Below are 16,310 nucleotides of genomic sequence, written 5' to 3'. Positions count from 1 at the left end.
CAAAGGATTGAAATGACTGGTCTGCGCGACAATCACGATCAGCGTGGATATCTTTCACCAGGGAAATTATGAAACACGAATCGATCAATCGCAGTATCCAGGGAGCTTCATCATGGCAGTGATCGCCGAAAACGCCGCGCCGCAGAATGCGTTACTCGGCTTCGCCGAGTCGCAGGGCGGGCGCAACCTGCTCATGATGTTGGGGGCAGCGATCGTGATCGCAGTCATGGCCGGCGTCTGGATGTGGAGCCAGCAGCCCGATTACCGTGTCCTGTTTGCCAATTATTCCGACAAGGACGGCGGTGCGATCGTTACTCAGTTGCAACAGATGAACGTGCCGTACCGGTTTGCCGAGGGCGGCGGCGCAATCCTGGTGCCCGCCAATCAGGTGCATGACGCGCGTTTGCGCATTGCCGCGCAGGGCTTGCCAAAAGGCGGCAATGTCGGCTTTGAACTGATGGAAAACCAGAAGCTCGGCGTCTCGCAGTTTCTCGAACAGGTAAATTTCCAGCGTGCGCTGGAAGGCGAGTTGGCGCGCTCGATTCAATCCATCGGCGCAGTGGAAGGTGCGCGCGTCCATCTGGCGTTGCCGAAATCGTCCGTATTCGTGCGCGACCAGCAAAAGCCAACCGCCTCGGTAGTGTTGAATCTGCATCCAGGCCGCAGCCTCAGTGAACAGCAGGTCAGCGCGATCGTCCATCTGGTCGCCAGCAGCGTGCCTGAACTCCCCCCCGGCAACATCAGCGTCATCGATCAGAACGGCAACCTGCTGTCGAATCCCGACAAATCGGCCAAGGCCAATGGCCTCGACCCGACCCAGCTGAAATATGTCCAGGAAGTCCAGCAGAACATTGCCCGGCGCATCGAGTCGATCATCACACCGATTGTCGGACCCAACAACGTGCGCGCCGAAGCCACCGCCGACATCGACTTTTCCAACAGCGAGCAGGCTGTCGAAACCTACAAGCCAAACGGACCGCCCAACCAGTCCTCGATTCGCAGCCAGCAAACCAGCGAGTCGCAAGGCGCCAAGGCCGAAAATGGCGGCGTGCCGGGCGCACTGACCAACCAGCCGGGCGCGACCTCGACCGCCCCGATCGTTGCACCGGGAACGCCGACCACGCCAGCGGAAAAGGCCGCAGCAGCAGCGGCCGCAGCAGCAGCCGCGGCGGGACCGTCGCAGAAGGATTCGACGATTAATTATGAAGTCGACAAGACGGTCCACTATGTACAGCAGCCGATGGGCGGCGTGAAGCGTATTTCGGTCGCAGTAGTCGTTAATTACAAGCAAGTCACGGATAAGGCTGGTAAAGTCGTACCGACCCCATTGAGCGATGCCGAGCGCCTGCAAATCACCGATCTGGTCAAGGAAGCAATGGGCTTCAACAAGGAACGCGGCGATACGCTCAACGTGGTCAACAGCCCGTTTGCCGGACTTGCCAAAGAGGTCATTCCGGAAGAGCCAATCTGGAAAAAACCGGAGACGCTGCAGCTTGCCAAGGATGTCGGCAAGTACCTGATCGGCGCGGCAGTGCTGCTGTATCTGTTCTTCGGCGTACTCAAGCCAATGATCAAGAAGCTGAGTACGCCGCCCGTCAAGCACACGCCGATGGTTGACGTCGTCAGCGACGATGAACCGGTGCAGGGCGACGAACCGGTGGAAGTCCGGCCGCACAATTATCAGCACAATCTGGACATGGCAAAAAAAATGGCGAAGGATGACCCGAAGGTGGTCGCCAACGTCGTCAAAAATTGGGTGAATGGCAATGAGTGATGATGGTGTTCAAAAAGGCGCGATCCTGATGCTTGCCCTTGGCGAAGACGAAGCTGCAGAAGTGATGAAGTATCTGAGTCCGCGCGAAGTGCAAAAGCTGGGCGCGGCCATGTCGAGCATGAAAGCGGTGGGCAATCAGGAACTGGAAAAAGTCCTCAGCGATTTTCGGGTCGAAACCGAAGCGAGCTCGTCGCTCGGACTGGATTCGGACGAATACATTCGCACTGTGCTGACCAAGGCGCTGGGCGACGACAAGGCGTCGTCGCTGCTGAACCGTATCCTCGGTGCACGCGACGCCAGCGGTATCGAAAGCCTGAAGTGGATGGATTCGCAATCGGTCGCCGAACTGGTGCGTAACGAACATCCGCAGATCATCGCCACCATTCTGGTCCATCTGGAGCGCTATCACGCCTGCGAAATCCTCGACCACTTTACCGAACGGCTGCGCAATGACGTGGTGCTGCGCATCGCCACGCTCGACGGCGTGCAACCGGCGGCGCTGCGGGAACTCAATGAAGTGCTGACCAAGCTGTTGACCGGCAATGAGAGCCTGAAGAAAAAACCGATGGGTGGCATCCGCGCGGCGGCCGAAATCCTGAACTTTTTGTCGGGTGACAATGAGCAATCGGTGCTGACCAATCTGAAGAATTACGACAGCGACATGGCGCAGAAGATCATGGACGAGATGTTCGTGTTCGATAACATCATGGACATCGATGACCGCGGCATCCAGGTGATTTTGCGCGAGGTGCAATCCGAGTCGCTGATCATCGCGCTCAAGGGCGCCAATGTCGACCTGCGCGAGAAAATCTTCAAGAACATGTCGACCCGCGCGGCCGAAATGATGCGCGAGGATCTGGAATCGAAGGGACCGGTGCGCCTGTCCGAAGTCGAAGCCCAGCAAAAGGAAATCCTGCAGACGGTGCGCCGGCTGTCCGACGAAGGCCAGATTCAGTTAGGCGCAAAAGGCGACGACGCGTATGTCTGACGCGCCCATCCCGAAAGGCCAGCAATCGGCCTATCAGCGGTGGGAAATGGCGTCGTTCGGCGACACCCGGCCGAGTGCCAATCCGGTGGTCAACACGCCTGTCGTGGCGCGCGTGACGATCGAAGAGCAAGCTGAAATCCGCGAAGTGGCGCGCTTGAAGGGTCATGCCATCGGGCTGGCGGAAGGCCGTGCCGAGGGCCTCGAAGAAGGACGCCGGCAGGCCAGCGGCGAAGCTGACCAGCTGCGCCTGCTGGCAGTCTCGCTGGGACTTGAAGCGACCCGCGCGGATGCCCTCATCGCCGACGACCTGCTGCGACTCACACTCGACCTGGCCCGGGCCATGCTCAAGACGGCACTCGATATCAAGCCGGAACTGGTGTTGCCGATCGTGACCGAAGCGATTCGCTATCTGCCCAGCCTGCACCAGCCGGCGGTGCTGTACCTGCAGCCGGAGGATGCGATGCTGGTCAAGCAACAGATGCATGACGAACTCGACAAGGCCGGTTGGCGCATCGCCGAGGACTCCCATCTGCAACGCGGCGGCTGCCGCATTGAAACCGCCAGCAACCAGATTGACGCCAGCCTCGAAACCCGCTGGCATCGCCTGTCGGTCGCACTCGGCCAGAACTCCGGCTGGCTCGACCCATGAACGCCGGCGCCACGCGCAAGGCGCACTGGCAATCCTACCTGCGCGACTGCAGCGAGCTCCTGTTGATTGCCGAACCGATGCTGGTGTCGGGGCGCGTCACGCGCGTTGCCGGGCTGGTGATGGAAGCAGTCGGACTGAAGCTGGCCGTTGGCAGCGCCTGCACGGTGCCGCTGCCGAACGGCGCACGCATCGAGGCCGAGGTGGTCGGCTTCGACAATGAAAAATTATTCCTGATGCCGCAGAGCGATGTCGAAGGCGTGGTGCCGGGCACCCGCGTGTTTCCGGTCGAAGTGGTGCACTCGCTGCCCCGCCCCGGATCGATCGACCATCCGCGCCGTCGCCCGAGTGATCGCGGCCGCCATTTGCCGGTCGGCGATGAATTGCTGGGCCGCGTGCTCGATGGCGCCGGCCGCCCGCTGGATAACCTTGGCCCGCTGCTGACCAGCCACGCGGCGCCACTCAATGTGCGCGCCGCCAATCCGCTGACGCGCGCGCCGATCGTCGAGGTCCTCGACGTCGGCGTGCGCGCCATCAACAGCATGCTCACGGTCGGCCGCGGCCAGCGCATGGGGCTGTTTGCCGGTTCGGGCGTGGGCAAAAGCGTGTTGCTCGGGATGATGGCGCGCTACACCACCGCTGACGTGATCGTGGTCGGGTTGATCGGCGAACGCGGCCGCGAGGTCAAGGAATTCATCGAGCAGATTCTCGGGCCGGAAGGCATGGCCCGCTCGGTGGTGGTGGCGGCGCCGGCCGACACGCCGCCGCTGCTGCGTCTGCAGGGCGCCGCGTATACCACCGCGATTGCCGAGCATTTCCGCGATCAGGGCAAGCATGTGCTGATGATCATGGATTCGCTGACGCGGTATGCAATGGCGCAGCGTGAAATCGCGCTGGCCATTGGCGAACCGCCCGCCACCAAGGGCTACCCGCCATCGGTATTCGCCAAACTGCCCGCATTGGTCGAGCGCGCCGGCAACGGACGCGAAGGCGGCGGTTCGATCACGGCGTTTTACACCGTGCTGACCGAGGGCGATGACCAGCAGGATCCGATTGCCGACGCCGCGCGCGCGATTCTCGACGGTCACATCGTGCTGGACCGGCAACTGGCCGAATCCGGTCATTACCCGGCCATCGACATCGAACAGTCGATCAGCCGCGCAATGCACAGCATCACCTCGCCGGAACACCAGAAGCTGACGCGCCGCCTGAAGCAGTTGTATTCGCGCTATCAGCGCAATCGCGACCTGATCAGCGTGGGCGCCTACAGTGCCGGCTCGGATCCGGTGCTGGACGAGGCCATCGTGCTGAACACGCGGATCGAAGCCTTCCTGCAGCAGGGGATCAACGAGCGCTCTGACATAAACGAGAGCATGACCCAACTTGCCGGCCTGTTCGGCGGATGACACGCCAGCATTGCGGCAGATAATCAATTCCTATGGCCACCTCCTCAGCAATCGATACCTTGATAGAACTCGCGGTGAAAGAAACCGACGAGGCCGCCAAACGTCTGGGCCACGCGATCCGTGCCTGCGACGAAGTCACTGAAAAACTGAATTTGCTGCTGCGTTACCGCGACGAGTACGCGGCGCGTTTCCAGGACAATCTGTCAGTCGGACTGAGTGCCTCGGGCTACCGCAATTTTCAGCTGTTCATCGACAAGCTCGACAACGCCGCTTCCAGCCAGCAGTTGGTGTTGCTGGACGCGAAACGGCGCATCGAGGAAGCGCGCACTGCCTGGCAGGCCAGCGAACGCAAGCGCATGTCGTATGGCACGCTGGCGTCGCGGGCGCTGAAGGAAGAACAACGCAAGGAAGCGAAGCGCGACCAGAAAGCCACGGACGAACACGCGGCACGCGCCAACCTGTACAAACGCTAATAACCCGGCCTGAACCCATCATGCAAACGCCTCCCGTCCACACCCTGCCGAATTTCAATGCCACCCCGACGCCATCCCAGCGGCAGAACGACGGGCTGAGTGCGGACCAGCAGTTCGGCCAGGTGCTGTCGCGCCAGGTCAGCGAACGGCAGGCGGAGCACCAGTCAACCCGTGTGGCCGAGACCGCCAAACCGGCGCCGGCGCGCAACGACAAGGTCAATGCCTCCAGCGCCAGCAAGACCGACAACACGAGCGGATCGCCCAACAGCACCGCCAATGCCGGCGCGGGCGACACCGTCGCTGCTGCGCCGCCAGCAGCGACGCCAGCAGCACCGGCAGTCAAGGGCAAGGACGACACCAAGGACAAGCCGGTCGAGCAACAGGATGCGACAGCCCCCGTCAGCGCCACCGATGCCGCGCTGGCTGCATCGGCGGCGATTCTCGCGCTGGTCGCCAGTGCGACCCAAGGTGTTGCCAAGGCGACCAGTCCGGAAGCCACTGTTGCCGCTGGTGCCGCGGCCGACAGCGAGCCCGTGCAAATTGCTGCCAATTCGGCCGACAGCGCCACCGATGCCAAGAAAGCAGCCAGCGATGCAGCCCAGGGCAAGGCCGCCTTGCCGGCTCTGCTGCCCGGTGCCACCGCCGCAGGTACGGCGTCGGCCAAAGCCGCTGCGATCGACACCGGCACCGCCGAGGGACCGGCCCGCGATGCCTCCGTCAAGGGAGCCGACAGCTTCACCGCCGCGCCCGGCAAGACAGTCACAGCCAAGTCAGAGGGAGAGGCTGCGACGCTGAAATCGACCCAGGTGCTGACCGCAACGACACCGACGGCCAGCAACGTGCTGCCGCAGCTGCAACAACTGGCATTGGCCATCACGCCGCCAGCCGGCCCGCACCCGGGCAATGTGCTGGCGCCCCAGGTCGGCAACAACGGCTGGGATCAGGCGCTGGGACAACGGGTGGTCTGGCTGGTCGCCGGTGGCGAACAGTCGGCCTCACTGACGCTGAACCCGCCGGACCTCGGTCCGTTGCAGGTTGTGTTGCAGGTCACCAACGGTCAGGCCGACGCCAGCTTTTTTTCCACCCAACCTGAAGTACGTCAGGCACTTGAGGCAGCGCTGCCAAAACTGCGCGAAATGCTCAGCGACGCTGGGGTCACGCTTGGCCAGACCAGCGTCGGCTCGGGCAATCCGAATCAGGACGGCGCAGCGCGCAACACCGCAGGATCGCGGCGTGGCAGCGGCGCGTCCTTTGATTCCGCCGCGACCACCAGTGCGCCTGCCAGCAGCCGCATCACACAGTCCGGCAATGGGCTGGTCGACACCTTCGCCTGAGCTTTTCGCGCCTCAGAAATCGCCGCACTGGCGTTCCGGCTCGGGCATTTCGGCGTACCATGGCGGCAGGCAACTCAAACGGCAACGCGCTGCAGCCATACCGCGATCTGCGTCGGCTTCCACACTCTTTTTAACGTATTCGCTGCGACTTTTTATTTCAATAATGGTGACTGAGAAATCAGAGCACCAAACAAGGAAACCCGATGGCAACCGCCCCGAAAGCAGTCCCGAAGGCCGCGCCCAAAGGCGAAGAGGCGATGGCCGATGCCCCGATCGCCAAAAAGAAATCGAAGCTCAAGCTGGTCATTATCCTGCTCGTGGTGTTGCTGATCGGCGGCGGCGCGGCAGCGTACTTCATGATGGGCGCCAAACCAAAAACCGAAGCCGCCAAGCATGAGATTGCCAAACCGCCGGTGTTCGTCGTCATGGAGCCGTTCACGGTCAACCTGCAGCAGGAAACCGGCGAGCAGTTCCTGCAGATTGCCATGACGGTGCAGGTGGCCGACGAAAAGGAAGTCGAAGAGATCAAGCTGTACTTGCCTCAGGTGCGCAGCCGCATTCTGCTGCTGCTGTCGAGTAAAAAAGCGTCGGAAATCAACACTGCCGAAGGCAAGAAGGCACTCGCCGGCGAAATCGCCGCGCAGGTCAAGCAGCCTTTCGCCGCCAACGGCAAGCCGCAGGAAGTCAAGGACGTCTTTTTTACTTCGTTTGTGATTCAATAAATCGCCATGGCCGATAATTTCCTCTCGCAAGAAGAAGTCGATGCGCTGCTCAAGGGCGTCAACGGCGACCAGGAGGACGCGCAGGCTCCCGAAGATCAGTCGGGCGTGCGCCCCTACAACCTGGCCACCCAGGAACGTATCGTGCGCGGCCGCATGCCGACGCTCGAGATCATCAACGAGCGTTTTGCCCGCCTGCTGCGCATCGGCCTGTTCAACTTTCTGCGGCGTAGCGCCGAAGTATCGATCGGTCCGGTGCGGGTCTCGAAGTACAGCGAATTCATCCGCAACCTGGTGGTGCCGACCAACCTGAACCTGGTGCACATGAAACCCTTGCGTGGCACCACGCTGATGGTGTTCGATCCGAACCTGGTGTTCCTGATGGTCGACAATCTGTTCGGCGGCGACGGGCGTTTTCATACGCGTGTCGAAGGGCGCGATTTCACCCAGACCGAGCAGCGCATCATCCAGCGCATCCTGGGCATCGTGTTCGAGAATTACGCCAAGTCCTGGGAGCCGGTGTATCCGGTCGAGTTCGAGTACATCCGTTCCGAAATGAATACGCAGTTTGCCAATATCGCCACGCCCAATGAGGTCGTGGTCTGCACCACCTTCACGGTCGAGCTCGGCCCGGTCAGCGGCGAGATGCACTTCTGCATGCCCTACTCGACCATCGAGCCGATTCGCGACATCCTGACCTCCAGCCTGCAGGGCGAGACACTGGAAATCGACAAGCGCTGGATTCGCCTGATGACGCAGCAGATCCAGACTGCGGAAGTCGAGATCGTTGCCGACCTGGGCATCGCGCGCTCGAACTTCGGCGCGATCCTCAACATGAAAGTCGGCGACATCATTCCGATCACCGTGCCGGAATTCGTGATGGCGAAAGTCGACGAAGTGCCGGTGATGGAATGCAGCTATGGCAAGTTCAACGGGCAGTACGCGTTGCGGGTCGAGAAGTTGCTGGCCCAGAGTTCCCACGATTCAATGCTAGGAGATGACAATGGCTGATAACGACGAGCAACAGGCGGCCGAGGACGATTGGGGCGCCGCGATCGCCGAGCAGGAGCAGGCTGAAAAAGCCGCGCTGCAGGCGGCCGAAGCCACGCAGCCGGTGTTCAAGGAATTCGCCGGCAGCACCAAGGGCGCGACCCACAACGACATCGATTTCATTCTCGACATTCCGGTTCAGCTGACGGTTGAACTGGGCCGCACCAAGATCGCCATCAAGAACCTGCTGCAACTGGCGCAAGGCTCGGTGGTCGAGCTCGATGGCCTGGCCGGCGAACCGATGGACGTGCTGGTCAACGGCTGCCTGATCGCGCAAGGCGAGGTGGTGGTGGTCAATGACAAGTTCGGCATTCGGCTCACCGATATCATCTCGCCGGCCGAGCGCATCAAGAAGCTCAATCGATGAAGCAAGCCGTGTTCCTGCTGGCGCTGCTGACGGCGATGCACGCGCACGCGGCGACCGCGCCAGCTGCTGCGGCGCCCGTCTCCGCGCCTGGCATGATGCAAGTCATGGTGGGACTGCTGCTGGTGCTGGGCGTGTTGATCGCACTGGCATGGTCGCTGAAAAAAATGGGCGCCGGCAAACACGCGCCGAGTGGCGCGCTGAAAATCGTCGGCGGCATCAATGTCGGCAATCGTGAGCGGATTCTGGTGGTGGAAGTAGCGGATCAATGGATCGTCGTTGGCGTGACTGCCAGCAGCATCAACGCCCTGTCGACCATGCCGCGCCAGGACAGCCTCGACCTCGCCCCAATGACGCCGCTGGCAAAGAATTTCTCGGTCTGGCTCAAGCAAACCATCGACCGGCGCAACGCGCAAAAATCCCCTTCCGACCCCGGCTCAGGCAATGCACATTAAGCCGTCTTCCGTACCCCGCTGGATCGCCCTCCTGTTGTTCGCCCTGCCGCTGGCCGGGTACGCGCAACAGGCCGGGCTGCCGGCCTTGAGCAGCGTTCCGATCGCCGGCGGCGGGCAAAGCTACACGCTGAGTCTGCAGACGCTGCTGCTGCTGACCTCGCTGTCGTTCCTGCCGGCGGCATTGCTGATGATGACCAGCTTCACGCGCATCATCATCGTGCTGTCGCTGCTGCGCCAGGCGCTCGGCACGCAGTCGGCGCCGCCGAATCAGGTCATGGTCGGACTGGCATTGTTCCTGACCCTGTTCGTGATGGGACCGGTGTTCGACAAGATTTATGCCGATGCGTATGTACCGCTGCAAGATAACAAGATCACCATGATGCAGGCGCTCGACAAGGGCGCCGCGCCGTTAAAGGCATTCATGATGAAGCAGACCCGCCAGACCGATCTGGCACTGTACGTGCGCCTGTCGCGCAGCCCGGCGTTGCAGGGTCCGGAAGATGTCCCGCTGCGCATCCTGGTGCCGGCCTTTGTCACCAGCGAACTGAAAACCGCATTCCAGATCAGCTTTGCCATCTTCATTCCGTTTCTGATCATCGACATGGTGGTCGCCAGCGTGCTGATGTCGATGGGGATGGTGATGGTGTCGCCATCGATCGTCTCGCTGCCGTTCAAGTTGATGCTGTTCGTGCTGGTCGACGGCTGGCAACTGCTGATCGGTTCGCTGGCACAAAGCTTTTATTAGGAGCGCGCAATGACCCCCGAAAGCGTCATGACGATGGGCCGCTACGCGATGGAGATCACGCTGATGGTGGCCGCCCCGCTGCTGCTGGTGGCGCTGATCATTGGCCTGATCGTGAGTATTTTTCAGGCCGCCACCCAGATCAATGAACAGACCCTGTCGTTCATTCCGAAGCTGGTCGGCATTTTTGTCACGCTGGTGGTGGCCGGGCCATGGATGCTGTCCGTGATGCTGGATTACATGCGCCAGATCTTTACCGATATTCCCAACATGATCGGCTGAGCGCCGCCATGTTCACGTTCACGTCGGACCAACTCAATACGCTGATCACCGGTTTCATGTGGCCGCTGGCGCGCATTCTGGGCCTGATCAGCGTGGCCCCGTTGTTTGGCAATGTCACGGTCCCGCGCCGCGTCAAGGTCGGCCTGGGCATCCTGCTGGCAATGATCGTCGCGCCCGGGCTGGCCACACCGGCCGGACTGGAGCCGTTCTCGCTGCAGGGCCTGATGATCCTGGCGCAGCAAATGCTGATCGGCATCGCGATGGGATTTTCGATGCGGGTGATTTTTACCGCCGTCGAACTGGCCGGGGAAGTCGCCAGCATGACCATGGGACTGGGCTTTGCGACGTTCTTCAACCCGCAATCGCAAGGTCGCTCGAATGCGGTCAGCCAGTTTCTGGCACTGCTGACGCTGATGACGTATCTGGCTGCCAACGTTCACCTGGCACTGCTGTCAACGCTGGTCGACAGCTTCACGACCATGCCCATTACGTCCGGACCGATGGTCGGAAATCTGGCCGATCAGGTGGTGCACTGGGCCGCGCGGCTGTTCAGCGCTGGTCTGCAGCTGTCGTTACCAATTGTGGGTGCGCTGCTCATTACCAACGTGGCGCTGGGTATTCTGACGCGCGCAGCGCCGCAGCTGAACCTGTTCGGGATTGGCTTCCCGATCACGCTGGCGGTCGGGTTTTCCATGCTGGGACTGACGTTACCGTATCTGGCCACGCCGCTGGCGAATCTGTTTCAGGAAACCATCGAAACGATGCGCCACATGACCGGCGGCTAGTTGATGTAGTTGAACAGGGACAGATTCGCTATCTTCACGAACGACTGCTGCGCCGCTGTCAGCGTCGCTTGCTGCTGGGTCAGTTCGGTATAGGCCTTGACCAGGTCGAGATCCTGCAATGTCGACAACCGCGCTGCATATTGAATGGTGCGTGCCGAGCCTTCATTATCCAGCGCATCAAGCTCCTGCAAGCGCGAGCCACCGGAAGCACGCACCGTCAATGTCACATCCAGCGCCGCCGAAAAATTGGTGTTGGCCGCGTTCAGTCCGGTCAGCAAGGCGGCCTTGCCGGCAGTGCCGATCGCCGGCGTCTTCAGGGTCGTGATCAGGTTGCTGATGCTGGTAAAAATGCTTTGATTGGTGCTCGGCGCAACCGTAAATCGATCAGCGCTGCCAGGCGTGCCGGAAATGTCGAACTGCAAACCATCGAAGGCAATGGCCTGGCCGGGGACATACGTGCCGGAGGCCGCGAGCGGGGCCGCCTTGCCCGGGTCCAGCGTGACGTCGTACACCTTGAAGGCGGTCGCGCTGGTGAAATCGATACTGTAATTGTGATTGGTCAGGGCGGCCACGTTGGTGACGGTGCCCGGATTGATCACGGCATTGCCGGTATTGCCAGCCACGCCAGCGGTGGTGAACGTGCCGTTGCCAGTCTTGATGTTGGAGAAGATGTCGGTGCCGGAATCGTTGATCGGCAGCTGCCGCGAGGTGCTTACCTGCAGCAGGCGCTGCCCCTGGTCGCCGTTGTAGGTGACCCCGCCGGCGGTTGCGGTAAACGGCTGCGAGGTCGTCTTGTATCCGCCGAAGATGAAGTTGCCTGCACTGTCGCGGGTATTGGCGATGCCCAGCAGCTGATCGTAGTTATTGCTTAATTCGGTGGCGAGGTAGCTGCGCTGGGTGTCGTCGAGCGCGCCATTGCCGGCCGCTACCGTCAGTGTCTTGATGTTCTGCAGCAGATCGGTGTAACTCGACAGCGTGGTTTCCTGCAGCGTCAAGGCGGTCTTGGCGCTTTCGCGATTGGCGGCGTATTGGGTGTTGACGCCGTCGGCCTGCGTTACTTCGACCGCTGCGGCGGCGGCAACCGGATCGTCGGCCGGCGTCAGGATGCGGGTGTTGGCCGAAATCTGCGCCTGCTTGTGGGCCAGCGTCGCTTGCAGATCGCTGATCTTGCTGCTCGCATTTTCGAAGAACGAGGTTGTGCTGATACGCATGATTAGTCCTAACGACCGAGGGTGAGCAACACGTCAAACAGGGTCCCGGCGATCTGCAGCACCTTGCCGGAGGCCTGGTAAGCCTGCTGATAGCGCAGCAGGTTGGCGGCTTCTTCATCGAGGTTGACGCCGGACTGCGATTGCTGGATCGCGGTCACGCTCGACAGCAGACTGCCTTCGGCAGCTGCATTGGCGGTTACCTCGCGGGTTTTGTTGCCGACGTTGGTGACCAGCTGGGCAAACGCGCCCGCAAAGGTCGAGGTGCCGTTGTCCAGCGTGTTGGCTGTTTGCAGCGACGCCAGCGCAATCGCATTGCGCCCATCGCCGACGCCGCTGGTGTTTTTTCCGACCGTGAACTGATCGCCATTGACCAGATTGCCGGTGATGGTGAAGCTGATGCCGCCAAAGGTGATGTTGCTGCCGGATGTGTAGGTTTGCGGCAGGCCGGTGGTGCCTGTCGGCACGCTGTCGATCTTGCCGGTGGTGCTGTTATAGGCCAGCGTCACGGTGCCCGTCAACGGCGTGGCGAGGTAACTGGCGTTCACCGAGCCGGCGCTGATCTTGCCGACGCCGCCATTGGTGGCGGCCGAGCCGGTCACGATCGGTGCTGCCGCTGCGATCTGGGTCTTGTCCGACAGCGCGACATTGATGCCGGCGCCGGCGCTGACGGTCGGGCGCACCAGATAATTGTCGCCGCCCGCGGGCGTGCCGGACAGCGCGGCGAACGTGATGCCATCTTGCGTCACTGGCAGCGTCGCCGAATTCGACACGAAGTTGTCGGACAGGCGCGTGATCTTGTAGTTGGCCGGGCCAGTGGAATAGGCCACCGAGTAGTCGCTGGCGGTCAGCGCACTGACTGACGAAATGGTTGCTCCGATGACGCCGCTGCCGGTGTTGCCGGTATTCGGCGTGACCACCGGTCCGGTCACCGTGAAGAAGTTCTGGCCAGCCGCCCCGGTCTGGTCCAGACCCAGGCGCGACTGGTCGTTGACAGTGGTGGCGATGCCCAGCGCGACGCGGCCCAGCTCGTTGCGGGCCGGATCGAGGCTGTTGGTGCGGAAATCGAACAGGCCGCCCAGGGTGCCGCCGGTGATCGCCGATTCCGGCAACAACGACACTGTGGCGCCATTCTTGTAGGCCACTTCGAGCTTGCTGGTGTCCGTCGGCGACGCCGCCGTCTGCAGTGTGAATGTGGTGTTGCCGATCACGATGGGCTGACCATTGCCGATCGTGACGTCATAGCCGATGCCAGGCTGATCGTTGACGGTGACCTTGACCTCCTTGCTCAACGCGGTAACGATCGCATCGCGCTGGTCAAGCAAATCGTTCGGTTGCGCGCCGTTGGCATTGGCGGTCGCCTTCTGGATCGCATCGTTCAGCGTGGCGATCTGCTGGGCATAGCTGTTGATGGTGCCCACCGTGCTGGTGATCTGTTTGTTGACGCCTTCGGAGATATCACTGAGCTGGCCATCGATGCTCTGGAAGCGGGCGGCCAGGCTTTGCCCCGATGACAACAGCGTCTGGCGCTGCGCCGCGCCGCCCGGATTGGCGCTCAAGCCCTGCACGTTATTGAAGAAATCCTGGATCGCCGGGGCCAGTCCGGTTTTCGCATCAGCCAGCAGATTGTTGATTTGCGATACCTGATCGACATAGGTATCAAAGCCGGTCTTGCTGGTCTGGGACGCATTGACACGCCCCGCCGTATAGGTGTCGTAGACGCGATTAATCGCTGCCACATCGGTACCCGAGCCCAGGAAGCCATTGCCGCCAGCCTGCCCGCCCCCCGACGTTTGCACGACGACCTGGCGGTTGTAGCCTGGCGTTGCCGCATTGGCAATGTTATGCCCGGTGGTGGTAATGCCGATCTGTGCTGCGGCCAGGCCGCTGGTTCCTACGCTGAAGATATTACCCATGATGTTTTCATCTTTCATCTGCGAACACCTTAGTCAACGGCATTCTGAAGCAGAACTTGAGCGATTGGCAGCGAGGCAACCGCCTTGTTGTCAGGACGACTATGCCAATAACGAGTGTTTGATGATATTGCCCAGCTTGGCGGCGTAATGCGGATCGGTGGCGTAACCGGCCCGCTGCAGTCCCTGCGCAAACGAAGTTGCGTCGGTGGCGTTGGCAATCACGTTCTGATAACGCGGATTGTTCTTGAGCATGCCAGCGTAATCCTTGAAGGCATCCGCGTAGGAATCATACGCGCGAAACTTTTCGACCCGGCTTTGTGCCACGCCGTTGACATATTCGGTGGTTCTGGCTTCGACCACCTTGCCGGTCCAGTTGCTGTTGGCCTTGATGCCAAACACATTGTGGCTGTTCGAACCATCCATGGTCTTGATTTCCTTTTTGCCCCAGCCGGTTTCCAGCGCGGCCTGGCCCAGCATGAATTTGGCCGGAATGCCGGTGGCGCGGCTGGCCTCTTCGGCGTGGGCGCCGAGTTTTTCCTGGAATGCCTGCACATGCGCTGGTCGCGCCGGAAAGGTCTTGTCGAGCGGGATGGTCAAGGCCGGCAGCGCCGGCAGGCCGCCATTGCCATTGCCGAATGTATTGTTGAGCGGCTTGACCCGATTGCGGTCGATCGGATCGAGCGTCGAACCATCCGCCGGGCCGGCCGGCGGCGTGGCGGAGACGGCCGACAATTGTCGAAACAGCACATCGGCCAGGCCGACCCCGCGTTTGGCCAGGTTCTCGCTCATCTTCTGGTCCAGCATGGCGGTGTAGGTCTTGGTTTCATTGCTGTCGAAGACACCATCCTGCGGTGTCGCGTCGCGCATGCTTTTCATGACCATGTTCATGAACAGCGCCTCGAACTGCTTGGCGGTGGCCTTGATGGCTTCGGGCGAGTTCTGCGCGGCGGCCTGCTTCAGTTTGCCCAGGGCCTTCGGGTCGAAGGCCAGCTGGTCGGAAACGTTGATGGGAGTGATGGCCATGAGAGTCTCAGGTGAATTCGTCGGAGGAATTCGTCAGATGATTTCGAGTTCGGCGTGCAGCGCGCCCGAGGCTTTCATCGCCTGCAGGATCGCCAGCAAATCCTGCGGCGTAGCGCCAATTGCATTGAGCGCCTTGACCACATCGGCCAGCACCGCGCCCGCCTTGAGCAGCAGGACCTGCCCCGGCTCCTTGGTAATTTCGACCTTGGAGTTCTGCACCACCACGGTCTGGCCGCCCGACAGTGCGCCGGGCTGGCTGGCCGTTGATTCCGTATTCACCACCACCGACAGATTGCCGTGCGCGACAGCGCAGGATTCCAGCGTGACAGCCTGGTTCATCACGATCGATCCGGTGCGCGCATTCAGGATGATCTTGGCGCTGCCCTGCGCCGGCTTGACCGTCAGGTTTTGCAGCGCGCCAAGGAAGGCCACGCGCTCGTCGTTGCCGCGCGGCGCATTGACCTTGATGACGCGGCCATCCTGTGCCGCGGCGGTGTCGTTGCCAAAACGCTTGTTGAGCGCCTCGACCACCAGCGCGGCGGTTGAAAAATCGGATTCGTTCAGTTCCAGGAAAATCGCATCGCCCTGCTGCAGGCTGCTGGCCACGGTGCGTTCGACCGTCGCGCCGCCGGAGATCCGGCCCACGCTCAAATGGTTGATCTGCGCCTTCGCGCCGGGTGCTGCGGCACCGGCGCCGCTGACGACGATGCTGCCCTGCCCGATGCCATAGACCTGGCCGTCGGCGCCCTTGAGCGGCGTCATCATCAGGGTCCCGCCGCGCAGGCTCTTGGCGTTGCCGATCGATGACACGGTGATGTCGAGCGTTTGTCCCGGTTGTGCAAACGACGGCAGCGACGCCGTCACCACCACCGCCGCCACGTTCTTCAATTGCAGCGTGGTGGCGGGTGGCAGATTCACGCCCAGCCCGCTCAACATGCTGATCACGCTCTGTACCGTGAACGGAGTCTGGGTGGTCTGGTCGCCGCTGCCATCAAGGCCAACCACCAGCCCGTAGCCGATCAGTTGATTTTGCCGGACGCCCTGGATGCTGGCCAGATCCTTGAGCCGCTCGGCATGCGCCAGCGGCACCGCCAGCAGGCATGCTGCGCAAACCATTCGTCGAAGCGTCGTCACGATGTGCATGA

At 61.6% G+C, this 16,310-nt stretch carries 17 protein-coding genes; 13 read left to right on the top strand and 4 right to left on the bottom strand.

Going from position 1 to position 16,310, the window contains the following annotated elements; genetic code table 11:
- Positions 1-112: 112 nt before the first annotated feature.
- The 13 genes from fliF (at position 113) to fliR (ending at position 11,018) form a co-directional block, all read left to right on the top strand.
- Entirely contained in the window at positions 113-1,774 is a 1,662-nt protein-coding gene (fliF, locus tag RCH09_RS12455; protein WP_326941423.1) for a flagellar basal-body MS-ring/collar protein FliF, read from the top strand.
- A complete protein-coding gene (gene fliG, locus RCH09_RS12450) occupies positions 1,767-2,762 on the top strand; it encodes a flagellar motor switch protein FliG (RefSeq protein WP_326941422.1) in 996 nt (331 codons plus the stop codon). Before fliF ends, fliG begins: the two co-directional genes overlap by 8 nt.
- Entirely contained in the window at positions 2,755-3,411 is a 657-nt protein-coding gene (locus RCH09_RS12445) for a FliH/SctL family protein (protein WP_326941421.1), read from the top strand. Before fliG ends, RCH09_RS12445 begins: the two co-directional genes overlap by 8 nt.
- A complete protein-coding gene (fliI, locus tag RCH09_RS12440; protein WP_326941420.1) occupies positions 3,408-4,814 on the top strand; it encodes a flagellar protein export ATPase FliI in 1,407 nt (468 codons plus the stop codon). The genes RCH09_RS12445 and fliI overlap by 4 nt, the downstream gene beginning before the upstream one ends.
- A gap of 32 nt (positions 4,815-4,846) precedes the next feature.
- Positions 4,847-5,287 (top strand): flagellar export protein FliJ, encoded by a 441-nt coding sequence (gene fliJ, locus RCH09_RS12435; RefSeq protein WP_326941419.1) that lies wholly within the window; start codon positions 4,847-4,849, stop codon positions 5,285-5,287.
- A gap of 20 nt (positions 5,288-5,307) precedes the next feature.
- Positions 5,308-6,621, top strand: a complete 1,314-nt coding sequence (locus RCH09_RS12430; protein WP_326941418.1) for a flagellar hook-length control protein FliK — start codon at positions 5,308-5,310, stop codon at positions 6,619-6,621.
- Between the two features lie 203 nt (positions 6,622-6,824).
- Positions 6,825-7,343, top strand: coding sequence for a flagellar basal body-associated protein FliL (gene fliL / locus RCH09_RS12425; RefSeq protein WP_326941417.1), 519 nt, complete (start codon positions 6,825-6,827; stop codon positions 7,341-7,343).
- A gap of 6 nt (positions 7,344-7,349) precedes the next feature.
- Positions 7,350-8,351, top strand: a complete 1,002-nt coding sequence (gene fliM / locus RCH09_RS12420; RefSeq protein ID WP_326941416.1) for a flagellar motor switch protein FliM — start codon at positions 7,350-7,352, stop codon at positions 8,349-8,351.
- The gene (fliN, locus tag RCH09_RS12415) at positions 8,344-8,757 is read left to right on the top strand and encodes a flagellar motor switch protein FliN (RefSeq protein WP_326941415.1); all 414 of its coding nucleotides are present in this window, start codon (positions 8,344-8,346) and stop codon (positions 8,755-8,757) included. Before fliM ends, fliN begins: the two co-directional genes overlap by 8 nt.
- The gene (fliO, locus tag RCH09_RS12410; protein ID WP_326941414.1) at positions 8,754-9,209 is read left to right on the top strand and encodes a flagellar biosynthetic protein FliO; all 456 of its coding nucleotides are present in this window, start codon (positions 8,754-8,756) and stop codon (positions 9,207-9,209) included. Before fliN ends, fliO begins: the two co-directional genes overlap by 4 nt.
- Complete coding sequence (gene fliP / locus RCH09_RS12405; protein ID WP_326941413.1) at positions 9,199-9,954, top strand: flagellar type III secretion system pore protein FliP; 756 nt, start codon at positions 9,199-9,201, stop codon at positions 9,952-9,954. Before fliO ends, fliP begins: the two co-directional genes overlap by 11 nt.
- A 9-nt stretch (positions 9,955-9,963) precedes the next feature.
- Positions 9,964-10,233 (top strand): flagellar biosynthesis protein FliQ, encoded by a 270-nt coding sequence (gene fliQ, locus RCH09_RS12400; protein ID WP_326941412.1) that lies wholly within the window; start codon positions 9,964-9,966, stop codon positions 10,231-10,233.
- A gap of 8 nt (positions 10,234-10,241) precedes the next feature.
- Positions 10,242-11,018, top strand: a complete 777-nt coding sequence (fliR, locus tag RCH09_RS12395) for a flagellar biosynthetic protein FliR (protein WP_326941411.1) — start codon at positions 10,242-10,244, stop codon at positions 11,016-11,018.
- On the opposite strand, the gene flgL is transcribed toward fliR, so the two are convergent.
- From flgL to RCH09_RS12375, 4 genes are all read right to left on the bottom strand, one after another.
- Positions 11,015-12,229: a flagellar hook-associated protein FlgL gene (gene flgL / locus RCH09_RS12390; RefSeq protein ID WP_326941410.1), complete on the bottom strand. Its 1,215-nt coding sequence runs from the start codon at positions 12,227-12,229 to the stop codon at positions 11,015-11,017. The two genes, fliR and flgL, sit on opposite strands and share 4 nt — an antisense overlap.
- A gap of 8 nt (positions 12,230-12,237) precedes the next feature.
- Complete coding sequence (gene flgK, locus RCH09_RS12385; RefSeq protein WP_326941408.1) at positions 12,238-14,160, bottom strand: flagellar hook-associated protein FlgK; 1,923 nt, start codon at positions 14,158-14,160, stop codon at positions 12,238-12,240.
- An 81-nt stretch (positions 14,161-14,241) separates the two neighbouring features.
- Complete coding sequence (gene flgJ, locus RCH09_RS12380) at positions 14,242-15,165, bottom strand: flagellar assembly peptidoglycan hydrolase FlgJ (protein WP_326941407.1); 924 nt, start codon at positions 15,163-15,165, stop codon at positions 14,242-14,244.
- A 33-nt stretch (positions 15,166-15,198) separates the two neighbouring features.
- Positions 15,199-16,308 (bottom strand): flagellar basal body P-ring protein FlgI, encoded by a 1,110-nt coding sequence (locus tag RCH09_RS12375; RefSeq protein WP_442785035.1) that lies wholly within the window; start codon positions 16,306-16,308, stop codon positions 15,199-15,201.
- Between the last annotated feature and the right edge of the window lie 2 nt (positions 16,309-16,310).

The sequence above is a fragment of the Actimicrobium sp. GrIS 1.19 genome, from assembly GCF_035984655.1.
Taxonomy (GTDB): Bacteria; Pseudomonadota; Gammaproteobacteria; order Burkholderiales; family Burkholderiaceae_D; genus Actimicrobium.
Note: the sequence above shows the minus strand (reverse complement) of the source record. Positions and strands in the feature narration are given on the sequence as shown.

Excerpts from the sequence above, each read along its gene's own strand:
- fliF (WP_326941423.1), top strand. The coding sequence starts at position 113 with ATGGCAGTGATCGCCGAAAACGCCGCGCCGCAGAATGCGTTACTCGGC.
- fliG (WP_326941422.1), top strand. The coding sequence starts at position 1,767 with ATGAGTGATGATGGTGTTCAAAAAGGCGCGATCCTGATGCTTGCCCTT.
- RCH09_RS12445 (WP_326941421.1), top strand. The coding sequence starts at position 2,755 with ATGTCTGACGCGCCCATCCCGAAAGGCCAGCAATCGGCCTATCAGCGG.
- fliI (WP_326941420.1), top strand. The coding sequence starts at position 3,408 with ATGAACGCCGGCGCCACGCGCAAGGCGCACTGGCAATCCTACCTGCGC.
- fliJ (WP_326941419.1), top strand. The coding sequence starts at position 4,847 with ATGGCCACCTCCTCAGCAATCGATACCTTGATAGAACTCGCGGTGAAA.
- RCH09_RS12430 (WP_326941418.1), top strand. The coding sequence starts at position 5,308 with ATGCAAACGCCTCCCGTCCACACCCTGCCGAATTTCAATGCCACCCCG.
- fliL (WP_326941417.1), top strand. The coding sequence starts at position 6,825 with ATGGCAACCGCCCCGAAAGCAGTCCCGAAGGCCGCGCCCAAAGGCGAA.
- fliM (WP_326941416.1), top strand. The coding sequence starts at position 7,350 with ATGGCCGATAATTTCCTCTCGCAAGAAGAAGTCGATGCGCTGCTCAAG.
- fliN (WP_326941415.1), top strand. The coding sequence starts at position 8,344 with ATGGCTGATAACGACGAGCAACAGGCGGCCGAGGACGATTGGGGCGCC.
- fliO (WP_326941414.1), top strand. The coding sequence starts at position 8,754 with ATGAAGCAAGCCGTGTTCCTGCTGGCGCTGCTGACGGCGATGCACGCG.
- fliP (WP_326941413.1), top strand. The coding sequence starts at position 9,199 with ATGCACATTAAGCCGTCTTCCGTACCCCGCTGGATCGCCCTCCTGTTG.
- fliQ (WP_326941412.1), top strand. The coding sequence starts at position 9,964 with ATGACCCCCGAAAGCGTCATGACGATGGGCCGCTACGCGATGGAGATC.
- fliR (WP_326941411.1), top strand. The coding sequence starts at position 10,242 with ATGTTCACGTTCACGTCGGACCAACTCAATACGCTGATCACCGGTTTC.
- flgL (WP_326941410.1), bottom strand. The coding sequence starts at position 12,229 with ATGCGTATCAGCACAACCTCGTTCTTCGAAAATGCGAGCAGCAAGATC.
- flgK (WP_326941408.1), bottom strand. The coding sequence starts at position 14,160 with ATGAAAGATGAAAACATCATGGGTAATATCTTCAGCGTAGGAACCAGC.
- flgJ (WP_326941407.1), bottom strand. The coding sequence starts at position 15,165 with ATGGCCATCACTCCCATCAACGTTTCCGACCAGCTGGCCTTCGACCCG.
- RCH09_RS12375 (WP_442785035.1), bottom strand. The coding sequence starts at position 16,308 with ATGCACATCGTGACGACGCTTCGACGAATGGTTTGCGCAGCATGCCTG.